Here is a 16933-nt window from a genome sequence, read left to right as displayed (position 1 = left end):
CAAATGGCCTTGGGAAAGCTCAGAGCACTACGCCACGCCTTCGTGGCCACGGTGCTGACTGGGGCACTGCTGCCCGTCGTGACCACGGGGGTGGCGGCAGCGGTGACCACTCTCCCGCCGGGGTTCGTCCTGCAGGACACCGCCACCGGCACGGGGCAGTACCAGCTCACCGACTTCGCGTACCTGCCGGACCAGTCCGTCCTCGCCACGGCGAAGGACGGCCGCGTCCAGTGGGTCCCGACGAGCGGGGCACCGCGGACCATCGCGACGCTGCCGGTCCGCGAGATCAGTGACATCGGGCTGGTCGGGCTGGCCGTCGCGCCGGACTACGCGACGTCGCACACGATCTACACCACGCGCTCGCTGAACGTCGGAACCGGCTTCGTCATGCGGCTTTCGAAGTTCACCGTGGGCCTGGACGCGGCCGGGGCGCCCGCGTCGCTGGGCGGCGAGCAGACGCTGTTCGAGGTGCCGGGCATGTCCGAAGTCCACGGCATCAACGGCATCATCCCCGCCGCCGACGGCACGCTGTGGCTGTCCATCGGGGACAACGGCGACTTCACGAAGGTGGACGCGGGCTCGCTGCGTTCGCAGGACATCAACCAGCCGTACGGCAAGATCTTCCACCTGGCCGCCGACGGCAACGGCGTGCCGGGCAACCCGTACTACGACGCGGCCAACCCGGCGTCGACCGCCAGCAAGGTCTTCGCGCGCGGGTTCCGCAACCCGTTCCGGATGACCATCGACCAGAACTCCGGCCTGCCGGTCGTGGGTGACGTCGGCTGGAACACCTGGGAAGAGGTCGACGTCGTCCAGCGCGGGTCCAACCAGGGCTGGCCGTGCTGGGAAGGCAACCACGCGACCTCGGGCTACAGCACCATCCCGGGCTGCGCCGGCGTGCCGAACCAGGCGCCGCTCTACGAGTACCAGCACGGTACCGGCCCCATGCAGGGCAACAGCGTCACCGGCGGGATCGTCTACAACGGATCCAGCTACCCGGCGGCCTACCGCGGCTCGTACTTCTTCGGTGACTACGTCGGCCAGAAGATCTGGACCCTGCGCTACGACGACCAGGGCAACCTCACGCAGGCCCCGGAGAACCCGCCGGTCTTCACCGGCATCGGCGGCCCGGTCAAGTTCGCGGCGGCGCCCAACGGCGACATCGTCTTCGCCGACATCCTCAGCGGCAACCTGCGCCGGCTGAGCTACTCGGCGGGCAACACCGCGCCGGTCGCCCGGGCCACGACGACGACCGACCCGGACACCCGCACGGTGTCCTTCGACGGCTCGACGTCGGTCGACTACGACAACGACCTGCTGAAGTACGACTGGGACTTCGGTGACGGGACCACGGCGGCCGACGCCGGGCCCACCACCAGCCACCAGTACGCGGCCGGCACCGAGTCGTTCACCGCGAGGCTGACGGTCCGGGACCCGCTGGGGCTCACCGGCACGGCCGACATCAAGGTCGCGCCCGGCAACCACACCCCGCAGCTCACACTGACCACGCCCGGCGACACCGCGACGTTCGCGGTCAACCAGCAGGTCGGCCTGAGCGCCACGGCGACCGACACCGAGGACGGGCCGCTCACGGTCAGCTGGACCAGCGCGGTCCGGCACTGCCCGAGCGAGGCGACCTGCCACGCGCACCCCGGCGCCGGCGGCACCGGGGCGAGCTTCTCGCAGCCGTTCACCGAGCACCCGGACTCCCGGATGGAGTTCACCGCGTCGGTGACCGACAGCGCGGGTGTCACCACGTCGAAGACGTACGTGGCCCAGCCGCGTCAGCACCGGATCACCCTGCTCAGCACGCAGCCCGCGGCGCTGAGCATCCCGGTCGAGGGCGACGTCAACACCGCGCTGGTGACCGAGGGCGCCAGCTTCGACGTCGAGGCCTCGCCGCTGGGCACCGACGGCGTCTCGAAGTTCACCGGCTGGCAGGGCGGTCCCACGGACACCACGTGGGTCGTCACGGTCGGCACGAGCGACCTGGCGCTGACGGCGAACTACGACACCCCGATCGACCAGCGCTACAACGCCGACGCGGCGTTGCGCGCGACGCTCGGGGCGCCGACGGCGGCCGAGGTCACCGACGGCGCGGTCCGCTACCGGACCTACGCCAACGGCCGCATGTACTGGGGTGCCGACACCGGAGCGAAGTACCTGACCGGCCCGGTGCTGGACAAGTACCTCGCCGTCGGCGGGCCCACCACGCTCGGCCTGCCGACGAGCGACACCGCCCCCACCACGGACGGTGCGCAGTTCAGCAACTTCGTCCTCAACGGCAACGTGGGGTCGATCTTCTACACGCCCGCGACGGGTGCGCACACGATCTACGGTGAGATCCGGAAGAAGTGGGCGGCGCTCGGCTACGGCGCTATCTTGGGCTACCCGACGAACGACGAAGACGGGACGCCCGACGGCATCGGCCGCTTCAACCACTTCCTCAAGGGCAACAACGTCGGCTCGATCTACTACACGCCTTCGACGGGCGCGCAGGCGATCTACGGTGAGATCCGGAAGAAGTGGGCGGCGCTGGGGTACGAGCGCGGTCTCGGCTACCCGACGAACGACGAGGACGGCACGCCGGACGGCGTCGGCCGGTTCAACCACTTCAGCCTCGGTCACTCGATCTACTTCACGAACGCCACCGGCGCGCACGCGGTGAAGGGCGAGATCCGCAAGCGCTGGGCGGCGCTGGGCTGGGAGCGGTCGTACCTGCGCTACCCGACGACGGACGAGTACGTGACGGGCGGGGTGTACCGCAGCGACTTCCAGGGCGGTTACATCACCTACACGCCGCAGACGGGAGCGGTCGACCGTCCTTGGTGACGGGTTTCCGCGGCAGCTGAACGAGGCTCAGGCCGTCTCCGGACCTCCGGGGGCGGCCTGAGCCGTTTCCGTGGAACCTCGCCGCCGGTCGCGCGTCTTGGTGGCAGAGAGCGGGAACCACGGATTTCTGGGGGAACACATGCGCATTCGGCGCGCGCTGGCCGGTCTGTCCACTTTGGTCGTAGCGGCGGTGCTGACCGCCTGCTCGGCGGGGCAGACCGCCGACGTCCGGTTCCGACGATGGCGCCCGGGGTTCCGTGCACGATCACCGCGAAGGCCTGCGTTTCGCTTTCCGGCAAGCAGGCCTGGCTGCTCGACGAGGGCAAGATCGTCTACGGCCCGGTGAAGATCATGCCCGGCAAGAAGGGCAGCACCACCCCGGTGGGCACGTGGCACGTGCTCTACAAGGAAAAGCTGCACCTGAGCCGCGAGTTCGACAACGCGCCGATGCCGAACTCCGTGTTCTTCTACAACGGCGTCGCGTTCCACGAGGGCAGCCTCAGCAAGTACTCCAACGGTTGCGTGCACCTCTCGGCCGGGGCGTCGCTGAAGTTCTTCTCCTCGCTGGACAAGGGTGACGAGGTTCAGGTCATCCGTTGAGCAGGTCCGCCGGGGTGGTGCCGGCCGACGTCAGCGGCAGCCCGAGCGCGACGCGCTCGGTGAGCCACGGGCTCGGCCGGTACCGCGGGTCACCGGTGCTCGCGGCCAGGCCGCGCAGGATGCGCAGCACGATGTCGCCGCCCACCAGGTCGCCCCACTCCAGCGGGCCGCGCGGGTAGCCGAGGCCGAGCCGGACCGCCGTGTCGATGTCCGCCGGCGTCGCCAGGTGCTGGCCCGCGATGAAACACGCCGTGTTGACGATCGAGGCCAGGAGCCGCTGGGCGATCGGGGCCGGGCCGTCGCGGACCACCGTCACCGGCCGGCCGGTCGCCGCCAGCGCGCCCCACGCCGCGCGCCCCGCCGCCGGGTCGAGTCCCGGGTGGACGGACATCGTCAGGCGCCTTTCGTAGCCGCCCAGGGGATCGACGCCCGCGACGCGGTCCAGCCGCAACCCGGCCCGGGTCCCCGCGTCCACTGTGGACTCGCCGTAGAGCGGGACGAGCATGACCGTGTCCGGGTAAGCGTCCGACACCACCTGCACGCCGGCCGCGGACAGCACGCGGGCGAGGTGCTCGTCCGCCGTGAACACCGGGCTCGTCGGCTTCGGCGGCGCGGCCGGCTCATCGGCGAGCTGCTGCTTCCCGTCAGCGTAGTCGTAGAAGCCCGAACCGTTCTTGCGCCCGAACAGCCCGGCGGCGACCCGCGGGCGGGTCAGCCACGACGGGCGCAGGCGCGGGTCACCGTGGAAACCGCTCCAGATGCTTTCCAGCACGGCGTGGGACACGTCGAGGCCGGTCAGGTCGAGCAGTTCGAACGGCCCGAGCTTCAGGCCGAGCGTTTCCCGTGCGACGCGGTCGACGTCGGCGGGCTCGGCCAGCGCCTCGGCGAGGATCTGCAGCGCCTCGGTGTTCAGGCCGCGGCCGGCGTGGTTGACCAGGAAGCCCGGCGCGTCCTTGGCCAGCACCGGTTCGTGGCCCCAGCTCCGGACCAGCTCGAGCGCCTCGCCGGGCAGCCAGTCGTGCGTGCGCGTGCCCGGGACCACCTCGACCAGGCGCATCAGCGGCACCGGGTTGAAGAAGTGCAGGCCGATCAGGCGCCCGGGGTCGGCGAGCTCGGCCGCGATCTCGGTGACCGACAGCGAGCTGGTGTTCGTCGCGAAGATCGTCTCTTGTGGACAGACGCGCTCGAGGCCGGCGAACAGGGCCCGCTTGGTCGCCAGGTCCTCCCGCACGGCCTCGATGACGAGGTCGACGCCGTCCGCGGGCGCGTCGGGCGCGTCCACCGGCACGAGCCGCGCGCGCACCGCCGCCGGGTCGTCGAGCTTGCCCTTGGCGGCCAGCTTGTCCACCATCGCGCCGACGTGCTCGACCGCCTCGGCGACGGCCTCGCGGCGGACGTCGGCCAGCTCGACGGTCACCCCCGCGGTCGCGGCCAGCTGGACGATCCCGCGGCCCATCACCCCGGTGCCGATCACCCGGATCCTGCCGACCTTCCCGGCCCACCCCGTCACGTCACGCCCGCCTTCCGCCGTTGGACTTCCGCCCCAGCCTAGAGGCCGACGAACTCCGCCATCCGCTTCGCCGAGTGGGCGAAGAACGCGTCGGCCGGGTCGACGCTGCCGACGTACTGGCCGAACAGGTCGAAGCTGATCGCGCCGAACAGCTGGGTCCACGCCATCAGTAGCCGGGCCACGGTCTCGGGGCCGGCGACGATCCCGAGGGTCTTCGTGAGCACTTCCGCCTGGGTGCGCAGCTCGGGCGGGACTTCGCCGTCGATGTTCCGCAGCTCGGTGTGCGTGAGCACCTTGACCAGGGCGAGCGCGACGCGGGCGGCCGGCACGACGGTGTCCTGCGGCGCCGCGTACCCGGGGATCGGCGAGCCGTAGATCAGCGCGTACTCGTGGGGGTGCGCGCGCGCCCAGTCGCGCGTTCCCTGCCAGATCGCGAGCCACCGTTCCCGGGGGGCGCCCTGGCCGGGGTCCGCCTTCTCGGCGGCTTCGCCGATCGCGTTGTAGGCGTCGACGATCAGGTCGGTCAGCAGCCGGTCGCGGCTGGGGAAGTACCGGTACAGCGCGGACGACACCATGCCCAGCTCCCGCGCCACCGCGCGCAGCGAAAGCCCGTGCGCGCCGACGTCGGCGAGCTGGCGGCGGGCCTCGTCCTTGATCTCCTGGGTGAGTTCGGCGCGGGCTCGTTCGCGCGCGGTCCGGGTCGCGGTCATGGGGATCAGTGTGCCACGACGAGAGCGCCGCCCAAAATAGAGAGCACTGCTCTTGACAGAGAGCGGCGCTCGGGTGTTCACTGCTCCTAACCGAGAGCACTGCTCTCCCAAACTCCCGGAGGACACCATGACCGCCGCCCGCTACATCGAGCCGAAGAAGGCCACCAGCACGTTCAACGAGGTCGTCGCGAAGCTGACGAACCTGGGTGTGAGCGTCTGGGGCAGCCGGGTGCTGACCGTCGTCGGGCGCAAGAGCGGCGAGCCGCGGTCGGTGCCGGTCAACCTGCTGACCGTCGACGGCGTCCGCTACCTCGTCGCCCCGCGTGGCGAGACGCAGTGGGTGCGCAACCTGCGCGTCGCCGGCGGAGGCACGCTTCGCGTCGGGAAGCGCGTCGAAGAGTTCACGTTCCGCGAGCTGGCCGACGACGAGAAGCCGGGCATCCTCCGCGCGTACCTCAAGCGCTGGAAGTTCGAGGTCGGCGTGTTCTTCGACGGCGTCGACGCGAAGGCGTCGGACGAGAAGCTGCGCGAGATCGCGCCCGGCTACCCGATCTTCGAGATCTTCACGAAGTAGGTTTGCGCCGCGTCAGGTTGGCCGCGACCAGGACCACGCCGACGAGGAACGCCGCCAGCCCGATCAGGAACCACAGCTTCTGGCCGGTCATGAAGCTGCCGGTGATCACGCCGATGCCCTGCAGCACCCAGACGGCGCCGACCAGCACGAGCACGACCCCGACCGCGAGGGTGATCCACCGCCTCATCGGCCCAGCTTAGGCCGGTCGCCCGTCCGGCACGAGTTTGTGGCGGTAGGCGTAGACGACGGCGTGCACGCGGTCGGGGAGCCCGAGCTTGCTCAGCACGCGCGAAACGTGCGTCTTGACCGTCTCCTCGCCGACGTGCAGCTGCCGCGCGATCTCCGCGTTGCTGCAGGCGTTGGCGATCAGCAGCAGGACTTCGCGTTCGCGGGAGGTCAGCCGGGCCAGCTCGGGGGGTTCGGCGGCCGCGGGTTCGAGCACCGCGGTGAACTTCGCGACCAGCCGCCGCGTCACCGACGGGTCGATCAGCGCGTCCCCGCGCGCGGCCACCCGCATCGCCGCGACCAGCTCCTCCGGCGCCAGGCTCTTCAGCAGGAACCCGCTCGCCCCGGCGCGCAGCGCGCGGTAGACGTACTCGTCGGCGTCGTAGGTCGTGAGCACGAGGACGCGGGTGTCGTTGCCCGGCGCGGCGAGGATGGCTTCGGTCGCGGCGAGGCCGTCGAGCCGGGGCATCCGGACGTCGAGGACCGCGACGTCCGGGCGCAGGCGGGCGGTCTCGGCGACGGCTTCGCGGCCGTCGGAGGCTTCGCCGACGCAGGTGAAGTCGGGCTGGGTGTCGAGCAGCGCGCGCATCCCGGAGCGGAACATCGCGTGGTCGTCGGCCAGCAGGACGCGGATCATGTGCTCTCCACCGGGAAGGTCGTGCGCAGCTGCCAGTGCTCGCCGGTCTCGCCGTAGGACACCTGACCGCCGAACAGGGTGACGCGCTGGCGGATGCCGGCCAGGCCGCGGTGGGCGTGCTGTTCCTGCGGGCCGCGGCCGGTGCGCAGGCCGTTCGTCACCGTGAGCACGACCTCGGTGCGGCCGTGGTGCAGCTCGACCTCGACCGGCCCTTCGCCGTGGCGCAGCGCGTTGGTCAGGGCTTCCTGGGCGATCCGGTACAGGGCGACGTCGAGCGAGCCGGGGAGGTCGCGGGGTTCGCCGCGCAGGGTCAGCCGGGTCGGCAGCCCGGCCGCGCGGACGGTCTCGACGAGCTCGTCGAGGTTGTCGAGGCCGGGTTGTTCGGCGTTGGGCTGCGCGTGCAGCAGGTCGAGGAGGCGGCGCAGGTCGGCCATCGCCGAGCGGCTCGCGGACTCGACGGCACCGAGGGACTTGCGGACCGGGCCGTCGCCGTCGGGGAGGCCGAGCCGGGCCGCGCCGGCGTGCACGCCGATGGCGCTGACGTGGTGGGAGATGACGTCGTGGAGGTCGCGCGCGATGGTCGTGCGCTCCTCGAGGACGGCTCGTTTGACGGCTTCTTCTTCGTGCTGGCGGCGTTCGTGGGCCGCGCGTTCGAGGTCGGCGATGTAGGCGCGGCGGGCCGTCGTGTACCGGCCGACCAGCCACGGCAGGAGGCCGCTGACGCTGACGCTGATGGCGGTCAGCCGCCAGTCGGACGCGGTACGGCCGCCGCCTTCGAGGCACCCGGCGACGACGCCGGCGAGCAACGCGAGGAGCGCGAGGACGGCGGGTTTCGGGCGCAGCCAGGCCCCGGCCCGGTAGCCGGCGATGAGGATGCCGGCGTTGTTCCCGACGACGTAGCCGGAGCAGGTGCAGAGCAGCAGGGGCGCGCCGGCGAAGAGGACGGCGTGCGCGAGGGCGACCCAGCCGGAGTAGCGGGCGGGTCCGGCGAGGGCGGCGTTGACGGCGACCCCGCCGAGCAGGACGGCCCAGGCCCGCCAGCCGGCTTCGGCGAGCGGGGCGCGAAGGCCGAAGAGGGCGGCATCGCAGACGACGCAGACGAGCGCGACCAGCAGCGACTGGCGTCGCAGGGAGCCGCTGATGTCGTGCACAGCTGCCACTGTGCCCTAGTCGCGGGGCGGGATGGGCGGGAACGCCCCGATGCGGCGGGAGGGGACGCGGCATGGGGCGTTCCCTGGTCGGGGAGCCTCCCGGCTCAGTTCGTCGGGCGGGCCGAATACTCCCCGCCGCGGCGCTGGCCCGGCTGGCGCTGGCCCGGCTGGAAGCCCTGCCCCAGCGTGGTCGCCGTCGCCGTGGTGCCTTCGACCTTGGCCACCACCGTCACGTTCGTGTCGCCCTGCTTCACGTTGCCCGTCTTCTGGGTCGAGTCGTTGAGCGTGTACGTCTGCTTGTAGCCGTCCTTGCTCGTCAGCGTCACCGAGGTCGCGCTCAGCTCCGTCACGTCGCCCGTCTGCAGCCGCTCCGTCGTGTAGCCGCCGCTGCCGTTCGACACCACGAAGTCGCCGTGCAACGCCTCGCGCAGCGCGGCCATGCCGCCGCCCAGCCCGCCGCCCGGGAAGCCCTGGCCCTGGCCGCCGCGGGGGAACTGGCCGCCGCCGAAGCCGCCCGGGCCGCCCTGCTGGGCCGAGTTGTCCGCGCTGCTCGTGCCCGCCCAGATCGCCGCGCCACCGCCGGCCGCGATCACCACCGCGATGCCGGCCGCGATCGCCGTCTTCTTGCCGGACCAGCCCTTCTTGGGCGTGGCCGGGGCCGGGTCGCCCCAGTTGGCCGGGGCCGGCTCACCCCAGGCCGGGGTGTTCGCGGCAGGGGCCGGCTCGCTCGGCGGCGGGGTGTTCGGCTCGGTCGTCATCGTGTCCTCCGGTGGTGCCCACACTGGTCCAGGCCAGGTTCGCCGCCGTGGCTGTGTTTGAGCTGTGCGCGCCGTCAGCGCGTGCTGTGGCTCCCTTACCCGAACGAAGGACCTTCACAGGAAACGCACAGCGGTGTCACAGTGAGCACTGAAGACCCGCCGAGAAGATGGCACTATGACCGCTATGAACGCCACGTCACCCGGCCCTGGCAAGGCCGACCTGCGCCGCGCCGACGGGAGCCCGGTGCGGGTCCTCGTCGTCGACGACGAGGCGACGCTGGCCGAGCTCGTGTCGATGGCCCTGCGCATGGAGGGCTGGGAGGTGCGCAGCGCGGGCGACGGCACGGAGGCCGTCCGGATCGCGCGCGACTTCCGGCCCGACGCCGTCGTTCTCGACGTCATGCTCCCCGACTTCAGCGGTCTCGAAGTGCTGCGGCGGATGCGGTCCGAGGCACCGAACCTGCCGGTGCTCTTCCTGACGGCGAAGGACGCGGTCGAGGACCGCATCGCCGGGCTCACCGCGGGCGGCGACGACTACGTCACCAAGCCCTTCAGCCTCGAAGAGGTCGCGCTGCGCCTGCGCGCGCTGCTGCGCCGGGCCGGCGGGGTGACCGGCGCGAGCGGGTCGACTCTCGTCGTCGGCGACCTCACCCTCGACGAGGACAGCCGCGAGGTGCACCGCGGCGGCGACCTCGTGCCGCTCACCGCGACCGAGTTCGAGCTGCTGCGCTACCTCATGCGCAACCCCAAGCGCGTGCTGTCGAAGGCCCAGATCCTGGACCGCGTGTGGAGCTACGACTTCGGCGGCCAGGCCAACATCGTGGAGCTCTACATCTCCTACCTGCGCAAGAAGATCGACGCCGACCGCGAGCCGATGATCCACACCATGCGGGGCGCCGGGTATGTCCTCAAGCCAGCGGGCTGAGCGGCGGCGGTTCCGGGTGCGGCGGCCGTGGTCGCTGCGGCGGCGGCTGATCGTCCAGCTCGCCGCGCTGCTCGCGCTGGTGTGCGTGGTCGTCGGCGTCGTGACGGAGTTCGCGCTGAGCGAGTTCCTGGTGCGCCAGCAGGACGACCGGCTCAAGGCGGCCACCGACCGCGCCGCGCACGGCGGGGAACGCCCGCCGTGGCCCTACGGCGAGGCGCCGCCGCCGGACCCGCTGCGCGTGCTCGGCCAGGGCGACGGCACGCTCGCGGTCGTCCAGACCGGCAACCAGGCGCAAGCCGGAGTGCTCGACTTCAGCGCGGGGACGCCGTCGAAGCGCCGTCCGCCGCTGAAGGCGATCCCGACGGCCCAGGTGCTGACCCTGCTGGCGGTGCCGTCCGACGGGAAGCAGCGCAGCATCGACCTCGGCGGCAGCCTCGGCGAATACCGCGTCGTGTCGACGATCTCGCGCAGCGGGGACAAGACGGTCATCGGCCTGCCGCTGAAGGACGTCAACGAGACGCTCTGGCGGCTGGGCTTCATCCTCGGCGGCGTCGCGCTCGCCGGGATCCTGGTGGCCGGCGCGGTGGGCGCGGCGACGATCCGGCGCACGATGAAGCCGCTCGACCGGCTGGCCGCGACGGCGACGCGCGTCTCCGAACTGCCGCTGGACCGCGGCGAAGTCGCGCTGTCGGAACGGGTTCCCGAGGCCGACACCGATCCGGGCACCGAGGTCGGCAAGGTCGGCTCGGCGCTGAACCGGATGCTGCAGCACGTCGCGAACGCGCTGACCGCGCGGCACGCGAGCGAGAACCGCGTCCGCCAGTTCGTCGCGGACGCGAGCCACGAGCTGCGCACGCCGCTGGCGGCGATCCGCGGGTACGCCGAGCTGACCCGGCGCAGCGGCGAGCAGGTGCCGCCGGACGTCGCGTTCGCAATGGGCCGCGTCGAGTCCGAGTCGCGCCGGATGACGACGCTGGTGGAGGACCTGCTGCTGCTCGCGCGCCTGGACTCCGGGCGCCCGGTGGTGCACGAGTGGGTGGACCTGTGCCGGCTGGTGGCCGACGCGGTCGCGGACGCGCACGTCGCGGGCCCGGACCACAAGTGGCTGATGGACGTCCCGGGCGAGCCGCTCGGCGTCCTCGGCGACGCGGGCCAGCTGCACCAGGTGGTGATCAACGTGCTGGCCAACGCGCGCACGCACACCCCGGCGGGCACGACGGTGACGACCACACTGTCCACATCGGACGGAGTGGTCCGGCTGCACGTGGCCGACGACGGCCCGGGCATCCCGCCGGACGTCCTCCCCGACGTCTTCGAGCGCTTCGCCCGCGGGGACAACTCGCGCTCCCGGGCGGCGGGGAGCACGGGCCTCGGGCTGGCGATCGTGGCGGCGGTGGTCGGCGTGCACGGCGGCCGCGTCGGGGTGCAGAGCCGGCCGGGGCGGACGGAGTTCGAGATCACGTTCCTGGAGGCGCCGGCGCCCGCGTGAGCACGCTCGACGGCCGCAGCCAGCGGCTCGGTTCCAGCGGCGGCTCCGCCCCTTGCCCTGCCCGCCGCCGTCCAGGACGAGCATGTCGAACGGCGCCGCCGCGGCCGCGTGCCGCCCGGGGTCACGCTCGACGCTGACCACCGTTGTGCCGCGTGGCGCTCCGGTGGCGAGCCAGGCGAGGCCGGCTCCGCAGCCCGTCCCGGTCTCGTCTCCGCCATGACCTTCACCACTCGATCGGAGCCGATGCACAGCTGACGCACAGCTTCGGCACAAGTTCACCACATGCGGCGCCGACACGGTGAAGCCCATGACGACCACGCTGTCGGCGCCCGCACACGCGCAGCCCGCTCCCGAAGCCGTCCGGAAACCGCGGTGGGTCAACCCTTCCGTGGCCGCGCTGCTGGTCGGGACCGGCCTGCTCTACCTGTGGGACCTGGCGAAGACGGGCTGGGCCAACAACTTCTACGCCATGGCCGCCCAGGCCGGCACGTGGAGCTGGAAGGCCCTGTTCTTCGGATCGCTCGACCCGGGCAACGTCGTCACCGTGGACAAACCGCCGTTCTCGCTGTGGGTCATGGGGCTGTCCGGCCGGATCTTCGGCTTCTCCAGCTGGAGCCTGCTCGTGCCGAACGCGCTCGCCGGGGTCGCGTCCGTCGGGCTGCTCTACCTCGCCGTGCGCCGGCTTTCCGGGCCCGCAGCCGGCCTGCTCGCGGGTGCCGCGCTCGCGCTGACGCCGGTTGCCGCGCTCATGTTCCGCTACGACAACCCCGACGCCTTCCTCGTGCTGCTGCTCGTCGCCGGCGCCTACTGCGTCGTGCGCGCGCTCGAACGCGGCAGCACGATGTGGCTGGCGCTCGCCGGGGTCGCGATCGGGTTCGGCTTCCTCGACAAGATGCTGCAGGCGTTCCTCGTCCTGCCCGCCTTCGTGCTGGCGTACGCCGTCGCGGCGCCGACGTCGCTCGGGCGCCGGATCGGTCAGCTCTTCGCCGCGGCCGGGGCCGTGGTCGTCTCGGCGGGCTGGTGGATCGCGGCCGTCGCGCTGTGGCCGGTCGCCGACCGGCCGTACATCAGCGGTTCGACCGACAACACCGTGCTGGAACTGGCTTTCGGCTACAACGGCCTCGGCCGGATCTTCGGTGAGGGCCGCGGTGGCGGCGGGACGTCCACCCCACCGGCCGGCGCCGGCGGCCGCGGCTTCGGTGGCTTCGGGGGTCAAACCGGCCTGACGCGGTTGTTCAGCGGCGAGTTCGGCGGGGAAGCCTCGTGGCTGCTGCCCGCCGCCGTCCTCGGCCTGGTCGCCGGCCTGTGGTTCACGCGCCGCGCGCCCCGCACCGACCGGACCCGCGCCGCGCTGCTGCTGTGGGGCGGCTGGCTGGTCGTCACCGCGCTCGTCTTCAGCTACATGAGCGGCATCATCCACCCGTACTACACGGTCGCGCTGGCCCCCGGGATCGCCGGCACGCTGGGCATCTCCGCGCGTGAGCTCTGGCGCGGCCGGGCGAACTTCGCGGCCCGCGCGGTGCTGGCCGTCATGCTCGCGGTGTCCGCGGTGTGGGGGTTCGTGCTGCTCGCGCGGACGCCGGACTGGCAGCCGGGGATCCGCTACGCGCTGCTCGTGCTCGGCGCGGCCGCCGTCCTGGCACTGCTCTTCGGCGCCGACCGCATCCGGCGGCTGGGTCCGGTCGTGGCCGCGGTGGGCCTGGTCGGCGCACTGCTCGGGACGGCGTCCTTCACCGTCGCCACCGCGGCGACCGCGCACTCCGGCGGCACGCCGTCGTCCGGCCCGTCCGTCGCGAGTGGACGCGGGTTCGGCCGCGGCTTCGGCGAGGGGCAGACCGACGCCGCGGTGATCGACCTGCTGAAGGGCACGACGACGAAGTGGGCCGCGGCGCAGAGCGGCGCGATGCAGTCGGCCGGCCTGGCGCTCGCGAGCGGTCGCCCGGTGCTCGCGATCGGCGGCTTCAGCGGCAGCGACCCGGCGCCGACGCTGGCGCGGTTCCAGCAGTACGTCGCCGCCGGCGACATCCGCTACTTCGTCGCCGGCGGACGCGGTGGCTTCGGCGGCGGCCGCGGGACCTCGGGCGAGATCACGTCCTGGGTCGAACAGAACTTCGCGCCGATGACCGTCGGCGGCACGACGATTTACGACCTGACAAAATCGGTCAATTGATCGAAATTCGGCCGATTGTTTCAGGCGTGTTAACAGTCGAGGAATCATTCGTGGCCCCGAACCCGGTGCGCTAACGATGGAGGCGCACACCTGTTCGAACGAGGTCTCGGTCAACGGTGGATTGCGAACGATTGTTCGGCTCCCGCGAGTAGCCCTCGGTGATGATCACGGGGCGGCGTAACGACGAGGGACTACGGCCCGTGCAACTGCACGCGCTCGCGGCCGCGATCTTGGCCGGGCGGCCGACAGAAACACGGGGGTCCTCGATCGTCGAAGTTGTCGATGTTGCTGGTTGACACGGTTGATGGTCACTCGTTCGGATGCACTGCCGAGGCGTTGTGGGGATCTTGTGCTACTCGCTAGGCTCTCCGCCGGGAGAGGGACAAGGGGTGGCTGACCCAGCGCGCTGAGTGCTGGGTTTTGGGGGTGCTCCCGGTCCTGTTCTCTCGCCATGACCCGATCAGGCGCGACTGGAAGAGAGCAGCGATGACCGTGCGCGGTGGCGCCGCTCGACCCGACCACCCTTCTCGTCGTCACCGGTCGTAGTTTCGAGCACCGCAATTCCCCCATTGGTCGGCACCACTCCACTTCCCCCGCAACCTGGAGTTCGTTGTGATTTCCCGTTCCCGCCCCCGTCTGCTGACGGTGCTCCTGACCTTGCTGACCCTGGCCGGTGTCACCGCCCTTTCCGGGTGCAGCGACAGCGGCGCCTCCGGCACCGGCGGCAAGATCACCCTCGGGTTCAGCGCCTGGCCGGGCTGGTTCCCCTGGCAGGTGGCGCAGGAACAGGGACTGTTCGCGAAGAACGGCGTGAACGTCGACCTGAAGTACTTCGACAACTACACCGACAGCATCAACGCGCTGTCCAGCGGGGCCATCGACGCGAACAGCCAGACCCTCAACGACACGCTCTCCTCGGCGTCCGGCGGCGCCAAGCTGTCGATCGTGCTGGTGAACGACAACTCCACCGGCAACGACAAGATCATCGCCCGCGACGGCATCACCAGCATCGCCGACCTCAAGGGCAAGAAGGTCGCCGTCGAGCAGGGCGCCGTCGACCACTACCTGCTGCTGCTGGCGCTGCAGGAGGCGAAGCTGACCGAAAAGGACATCGAGCTCGTCAACCTCCCGACCGACGCCGCGGCCGCCGCGTTCAAGAGCGGCCAGGTGGACGCGGTCGCCGCGTTCGCGCCGTTCACCTCGACGGCGCTGGAGCGCAAGGGCAGCCGCGCGATCTCGACGTCGGCGGAGTTCCCCGGCGCCATCCCGGACCACCTCGTCACGTCGCAGAAGCTGGTCAAGGAGCGCCCGAAGGACGTCCAGGCACTGGTCAACACCTGGTTCGAGACGCTGACCTGGATCAAGAACAACAAGGCCGCGGCCATCGGGATCATGGCCAAGCGCGGCGGGGTCTCCGACACCGACTACAAGAGCTACGACGCCGGCACCACGATCTTCACGCGGCAGCAGAACATCGACGCGTTCACCCCGGGCGTCACCGCCCAGCACCTGGACTTCCAGGCGAACAAGATCATCGACTTCATCACCAGCACCGGCCTCGCCCAGCAGCGGCCGTCGCTGGACGGGGTGTTCGACGACCAGTTCGTGAAGGCCGCGCCGCAGTGACCGGTCCGACCCAGCGCACCACCCAGCCTGCCTCGGCGGACGAACGGGCCGCCGAGGCACTGGAAGCCGAGCAGCGGCTCGCCGAAGCCCACGAGTCCGGCGAGGGCCGCCCAGCGTGGGCGCCGCTGCCGCGCCGGGCCGCCCCGAAGCCGGTGTCGGCGCTCCTTTCCTTGCGCACGCCCATTTCCGCGGCTGCGCGCTGGAGGCTGGGGTTGCTGTCGTTCGCCATCCCGCTCCTGGCCTGGGTCGGGCTGACCGTCACCGGGGCCGTCGACTCGACGTACCTGCCGTCCCCGGTCGCGGTCTTCAAGGCCGGGGTCGACATGGCGAGCAGCGGTCAGCTCTTCGACGACCTCTGGACGACGACCCAGCGGGTGCTCGAAGGCTTCGGCCTGGCCGTGCTGGTTTCGGTGCCGCTCGGCATCGTCATGGGAAGCTTCTCCGCCGGGCAGGCGTTCTTCGAGCCGCTGATCGGCGTGCTGCGCTACCTGCCGGCGAGCGCTTTCATCCCGCTGCTGATCATCTGGCTCGGCCTCGGCGAGCCGTCGAAGATCGCCATCCTGTTCATCGGGACGGTCTTCTTCAACACGCTGATGACCGCCGACGTCGTCCGCGGTGTGCCGGGCGCGCTCATCGACGTCTCCTACACCCTCGGCGCGCGCCGGGGCGAGGTGCTGCGCAAGGTCGTCGTGCCGCACTCGCTGCCGGGCATGATCGACGCGATCCGGGTCAACGCCGCCGCCGCGTGGAACTTCGTCGTCGTGGCCGAGCTGATCAACTCCTCGGCCGGTCTCGGCTACCGGATCGTCCGCGCGTCGCGGTTCACGTACACGGACCAGATCTTCGCCGTGCTCGTGGTCATCGGGCTCGGCGGACTGGCCATCGACGTCCTGCTGCGCCTGCTGCGCACGCGGGTCGGGAAGTGGGCGGCATGACGCTGGAACTGCGGAACGTCGCGAAGGACTACACCGTGCGCGGCAAGGTGACGCGCGCGCTCGACGGCGTCGACCTCGAAGTGCTGCGCGGGGAGTTCGTCTGCGTCGTCGGCGCGAGCGGCTCGGGCAAGTCGACGCTGCTTTCGCTGGTGGCCGGGCTCGGCAAACCGACCGAGGGCGAGATCGTGCTCGACGGCGTCCCGGTGACCGGCCCCGGCCCGGACCGCGGGCTCGTCTTCCAGGCGGGCGCGCTGTACCCGTGGCGCAGCGTCGAGAAGAACGTCGCGTTCGGGCTGGAGCTGCTGCCGGTCGACGCGGCCGAGCGCGCCAAGCGCGTCGACTGGTACCTCGCCGAGACGGGCCTGCACGCCGTGCGCAAGTCGCTGCCGAAACAGCTTTCGGGCGGCCAGAAGCAGCGCGTCGCGATCGCGCGGGCGCTCGCCTGCGAACCGGATGTGCTGCTGCTGGACGAACCCTTCGGCGCCTTGGACGTCCAGACCAAAGAGGACATGCAGGTGCTCATCCGCCAGGTGTGGGCCGACACCGGCACCACGGTGCTGATGGTCACCCACGACGTCGAGGAAGCGGTCTTCCTGGGCGGCCGGGTGGTGGTGCTCGCCTCCGACCCCGGCCGGATCGCCGCCGACGTCGAGGTGACGCTGCCGGCGGAGCGGGACCTGGCGGTGAAGCGCGAGCCGCGGTTCCTCGCGCTGCACGCCCGGATCGAGGACCTCGTCCGGGAGCAGCACCGCGGGCACGTGAGCCGGGTGGCCGCGGTCGAGTGAGAACGG

General features: G+C 71.6%; 15 protein-coding genes. 9 read left to right on the top strand and 6 right to left on the bottom strand.

All coding sequences use genetic code 11. The annotated features are described in order from the left end of the window. The first annotated feature begins 3 nt into the window (after positions 1–3). Both ACZ7OH_RS14920 and ACZ7OH_RS14915 read left to right on the top strand, forming a co-directional pair. Complete coding sequence (locus tag ACZ7OH_RS14920) at positions 4–2832, top strand: PQQ-dependent sugar dehydrogenase (RefSeq protein WP_470281286.1); 2829 nt, start codon at positions 4–6, stop codon at positions 2830–2832. Between the two features lie 240 nt (positions 2833–3072). Continuing rightward, positions 3073–3432 (top strand): L,D-transpeptidase, encoded by a 360-nt coding sequence (locus ACZ7OH_RS14915; RefSeq protein WP_470281285.1) that lies wholly within the window; start codon positions 3073–3075, stop codon positions 3430–3432. Here the strand turns inward: ACZ7OH_RS14915 and ACZ7OH_RS14910 are convergent. Beyond that, positions 3422–4942 (bottom strand): 3-hydroxyacyl-CoA dehydrogenase, encoded by a 1521-nt coding sequence (locus tag ACZ7OH_RS14910; RefSeq protein WP_470281284.1) that lies wholly within the window; start codon positions 4940–4942, stop codon positions 3422–3424. The two genes, ACZ7OH_RS14915 and ACZ7OH_RS14910, sit on opposite strands and share 11 nt — an antisense overlap. A gap of 38 nt (positions 4943–4980) precedes the next feature. Then, the gene (locus tag ACZ7OH_RS14905) at positions 4981–5652 is read right to left on the bottom strand and encodes a TetR/AcrR family transcriptional regulator (RefSeq protein WP_470281283.1); all 672 of its coding nucleotides are present in this window, start codon (positions 5650–5652) and stop codon (positions 4981–4983) included. A 127-nt stretch (positions 5653–5779) separates the two neighbouring features. Between ACZ7OH_RS14905 and ACZ7OH_RS14900 the strand changes: the two genes are divergently transcribed. Continuing rightward, positions 5780–6226: a nitroreductase family deazaflavin-dependent oxidoreductase gene (locus tag ACZ7OH_RS14900; RefSeq protein WP_470281282.1), complete on the top strand. Its 447-nt coding sequence runs from the start codon at positions 5780–5782 to the stop codon at positions 6224–6226. Here the strand turns inward: ACZ7OH_RS14900 and ACZ7OH_RS14895 are convergent. The 4 genes from ACZ7OH_RS14895 to ACZ7OH_RS14880 form a co-directional block, all read right to left on the bottom strand. Then, positions 6216–6413 carry a hypothetical protein gene (locus ACZ7OH_RS14895; protein ID WP_400896558.1) on the bottom strand — a complete coding sequence of 66 codons (198 nt, stop codon included), beginning with the start codon at positions 6411–6413 and terminating at the stop codon, positions 6216–6218. The genes ACZ7OH_RS14900 and ACZ7OH_RS14895 overlap by 11 nt on opposite strands. A 9-nt stretch (positions 6414–6422) precedes the next feature. Then, positions 6423–7088 carry a response regulator gene (locus ACZ7OH_RS14890; protein ID WP_470281281.1) on the bottom strand — a complete coding sequence of 222 codons (666 nt, stop codon included), beginning with the start codon at positions 7086–7088 and terminating at the stop codon, positions 6423–6425. Further along, positions 7085–8239, bottom strand: coding sequence for a sensor histidine kinase (locus tag ACZ7OH_RS14885; protein ID WP_470281280.1), 1155 nt, complete (start codon positions 8237–8239; stop codon positions 7085–7087). The genes ACZ7OH_RS14890 and ACZ7OH_RS14885 overlap by 4 nt, the downstream gene beginning before the upstream one ends. Before the next feature lie 104 nt (positions 8240–8343). Further along, positions 8344–8997: a hypothetical protein gene (locus tag ACZ7OH_RS14880; protein WP_470281279.1), complete on the bottom strand. Its 654-nt coding sequence runs from the start codon at positions 8995–8997 to the stop codon at positions 8344–8346. 175 nt (positions 8998–9172) lie between these two features. Here ACZ7OH_RS14880 and ACZ7OH_RS14875 point away from each other — a divergent pair, with 175 nt between their 5' ends. The 6 genes from ACZ7OH_RS14875 to ACZ7OH_RS14850 all read left to right on the top strand — a co-directional run bounded on the left by ACZ7OH_RS14875 (position 9173) and on the right by ACZ7OH_RS14850 (position 16927). Then, positions 9173–9922 (top strand): response regulator transcription factor, encoded by a 750-nt coding sequence (locus tag ACZ7OH_RS14875; protein WP_033261680.1) that lies wholly within the window; start codon positions 9173–9175, stop codon positions 9920–9922. Beyond that, positions 9900–11411: a sensor histidine kinase gene (locus ACZ7OH_RS14870; protein ID WP_470281278.1), complete on the top strand. Its 1512-nt coding sequence runs from the start codon at positions 9900–9902 to the stop codon at positions 11409–11411. The genes ACZ7OH_RS14875 and ACZ7OH_RS14870 overlap by 23 nt, the downstream gene beginning before the upstream one ends. Before the next feature lie 307 nt (positions 11412–11718). Next, positions 11719–13581 carry a glycosyltransferase family 39 protein gene (locus tag ACZ7OH_RS14865; RefSeq protein WP_470281277.1) on the top strand — a complete coding sequence of 621 codons (1863 nt, stop codon included), beginning with the start codon at positions 11719–11721 and terminating at the stop codon, positions 13579–13581. 612 nt (positions 13582–14193) lie between these two features. Beyond that, entirely contained in the window at positions 14194–15207 is a 1014-nt protein-coding gene (locus tag ACZ7OH_RS14860) for an ABC transporter substrate-binding protein (RefSeq protein ID WP_470281276.1), read from the top strand. Next, positions 15204–16142, top strand: coding sequence for an ABC transporter permease (locus tag ACZ7OH_RS14855; protein ID WP_470281275.1), 939 nt, complete (start codon positions 15204–15206; stop codon positions 16140–16142). The genes ACZ7OH_RS14860 and ACZ7OH_RS14855 overlap by 4 nt, the downstream gene beginning before the upstream one ends. Then, complete coding sequence (locus ACZ7OH_RS14850) at positions 16139–16927, top strand: ABC transporter ATP-binding protein (RefSeq protein ID WP_470281274.1); 789 nt, start codon at positions 16139–16141, stop codon at positions 16925–16927. The genes ACZ7OH_RS14855 and ACZ7OH_RS14850 overlap by 4 nt, the downstream gene beginning before the upstream one ends. Positions 16928–16933 lie beyond the last annotated feature (6 nt).

This window comes from Amycolatopsis sp. NPDC114478, assembly GCF_055633805.1.
This window is presented reverse-complemented; position numbering and strand designations above follow the sequence as displayed.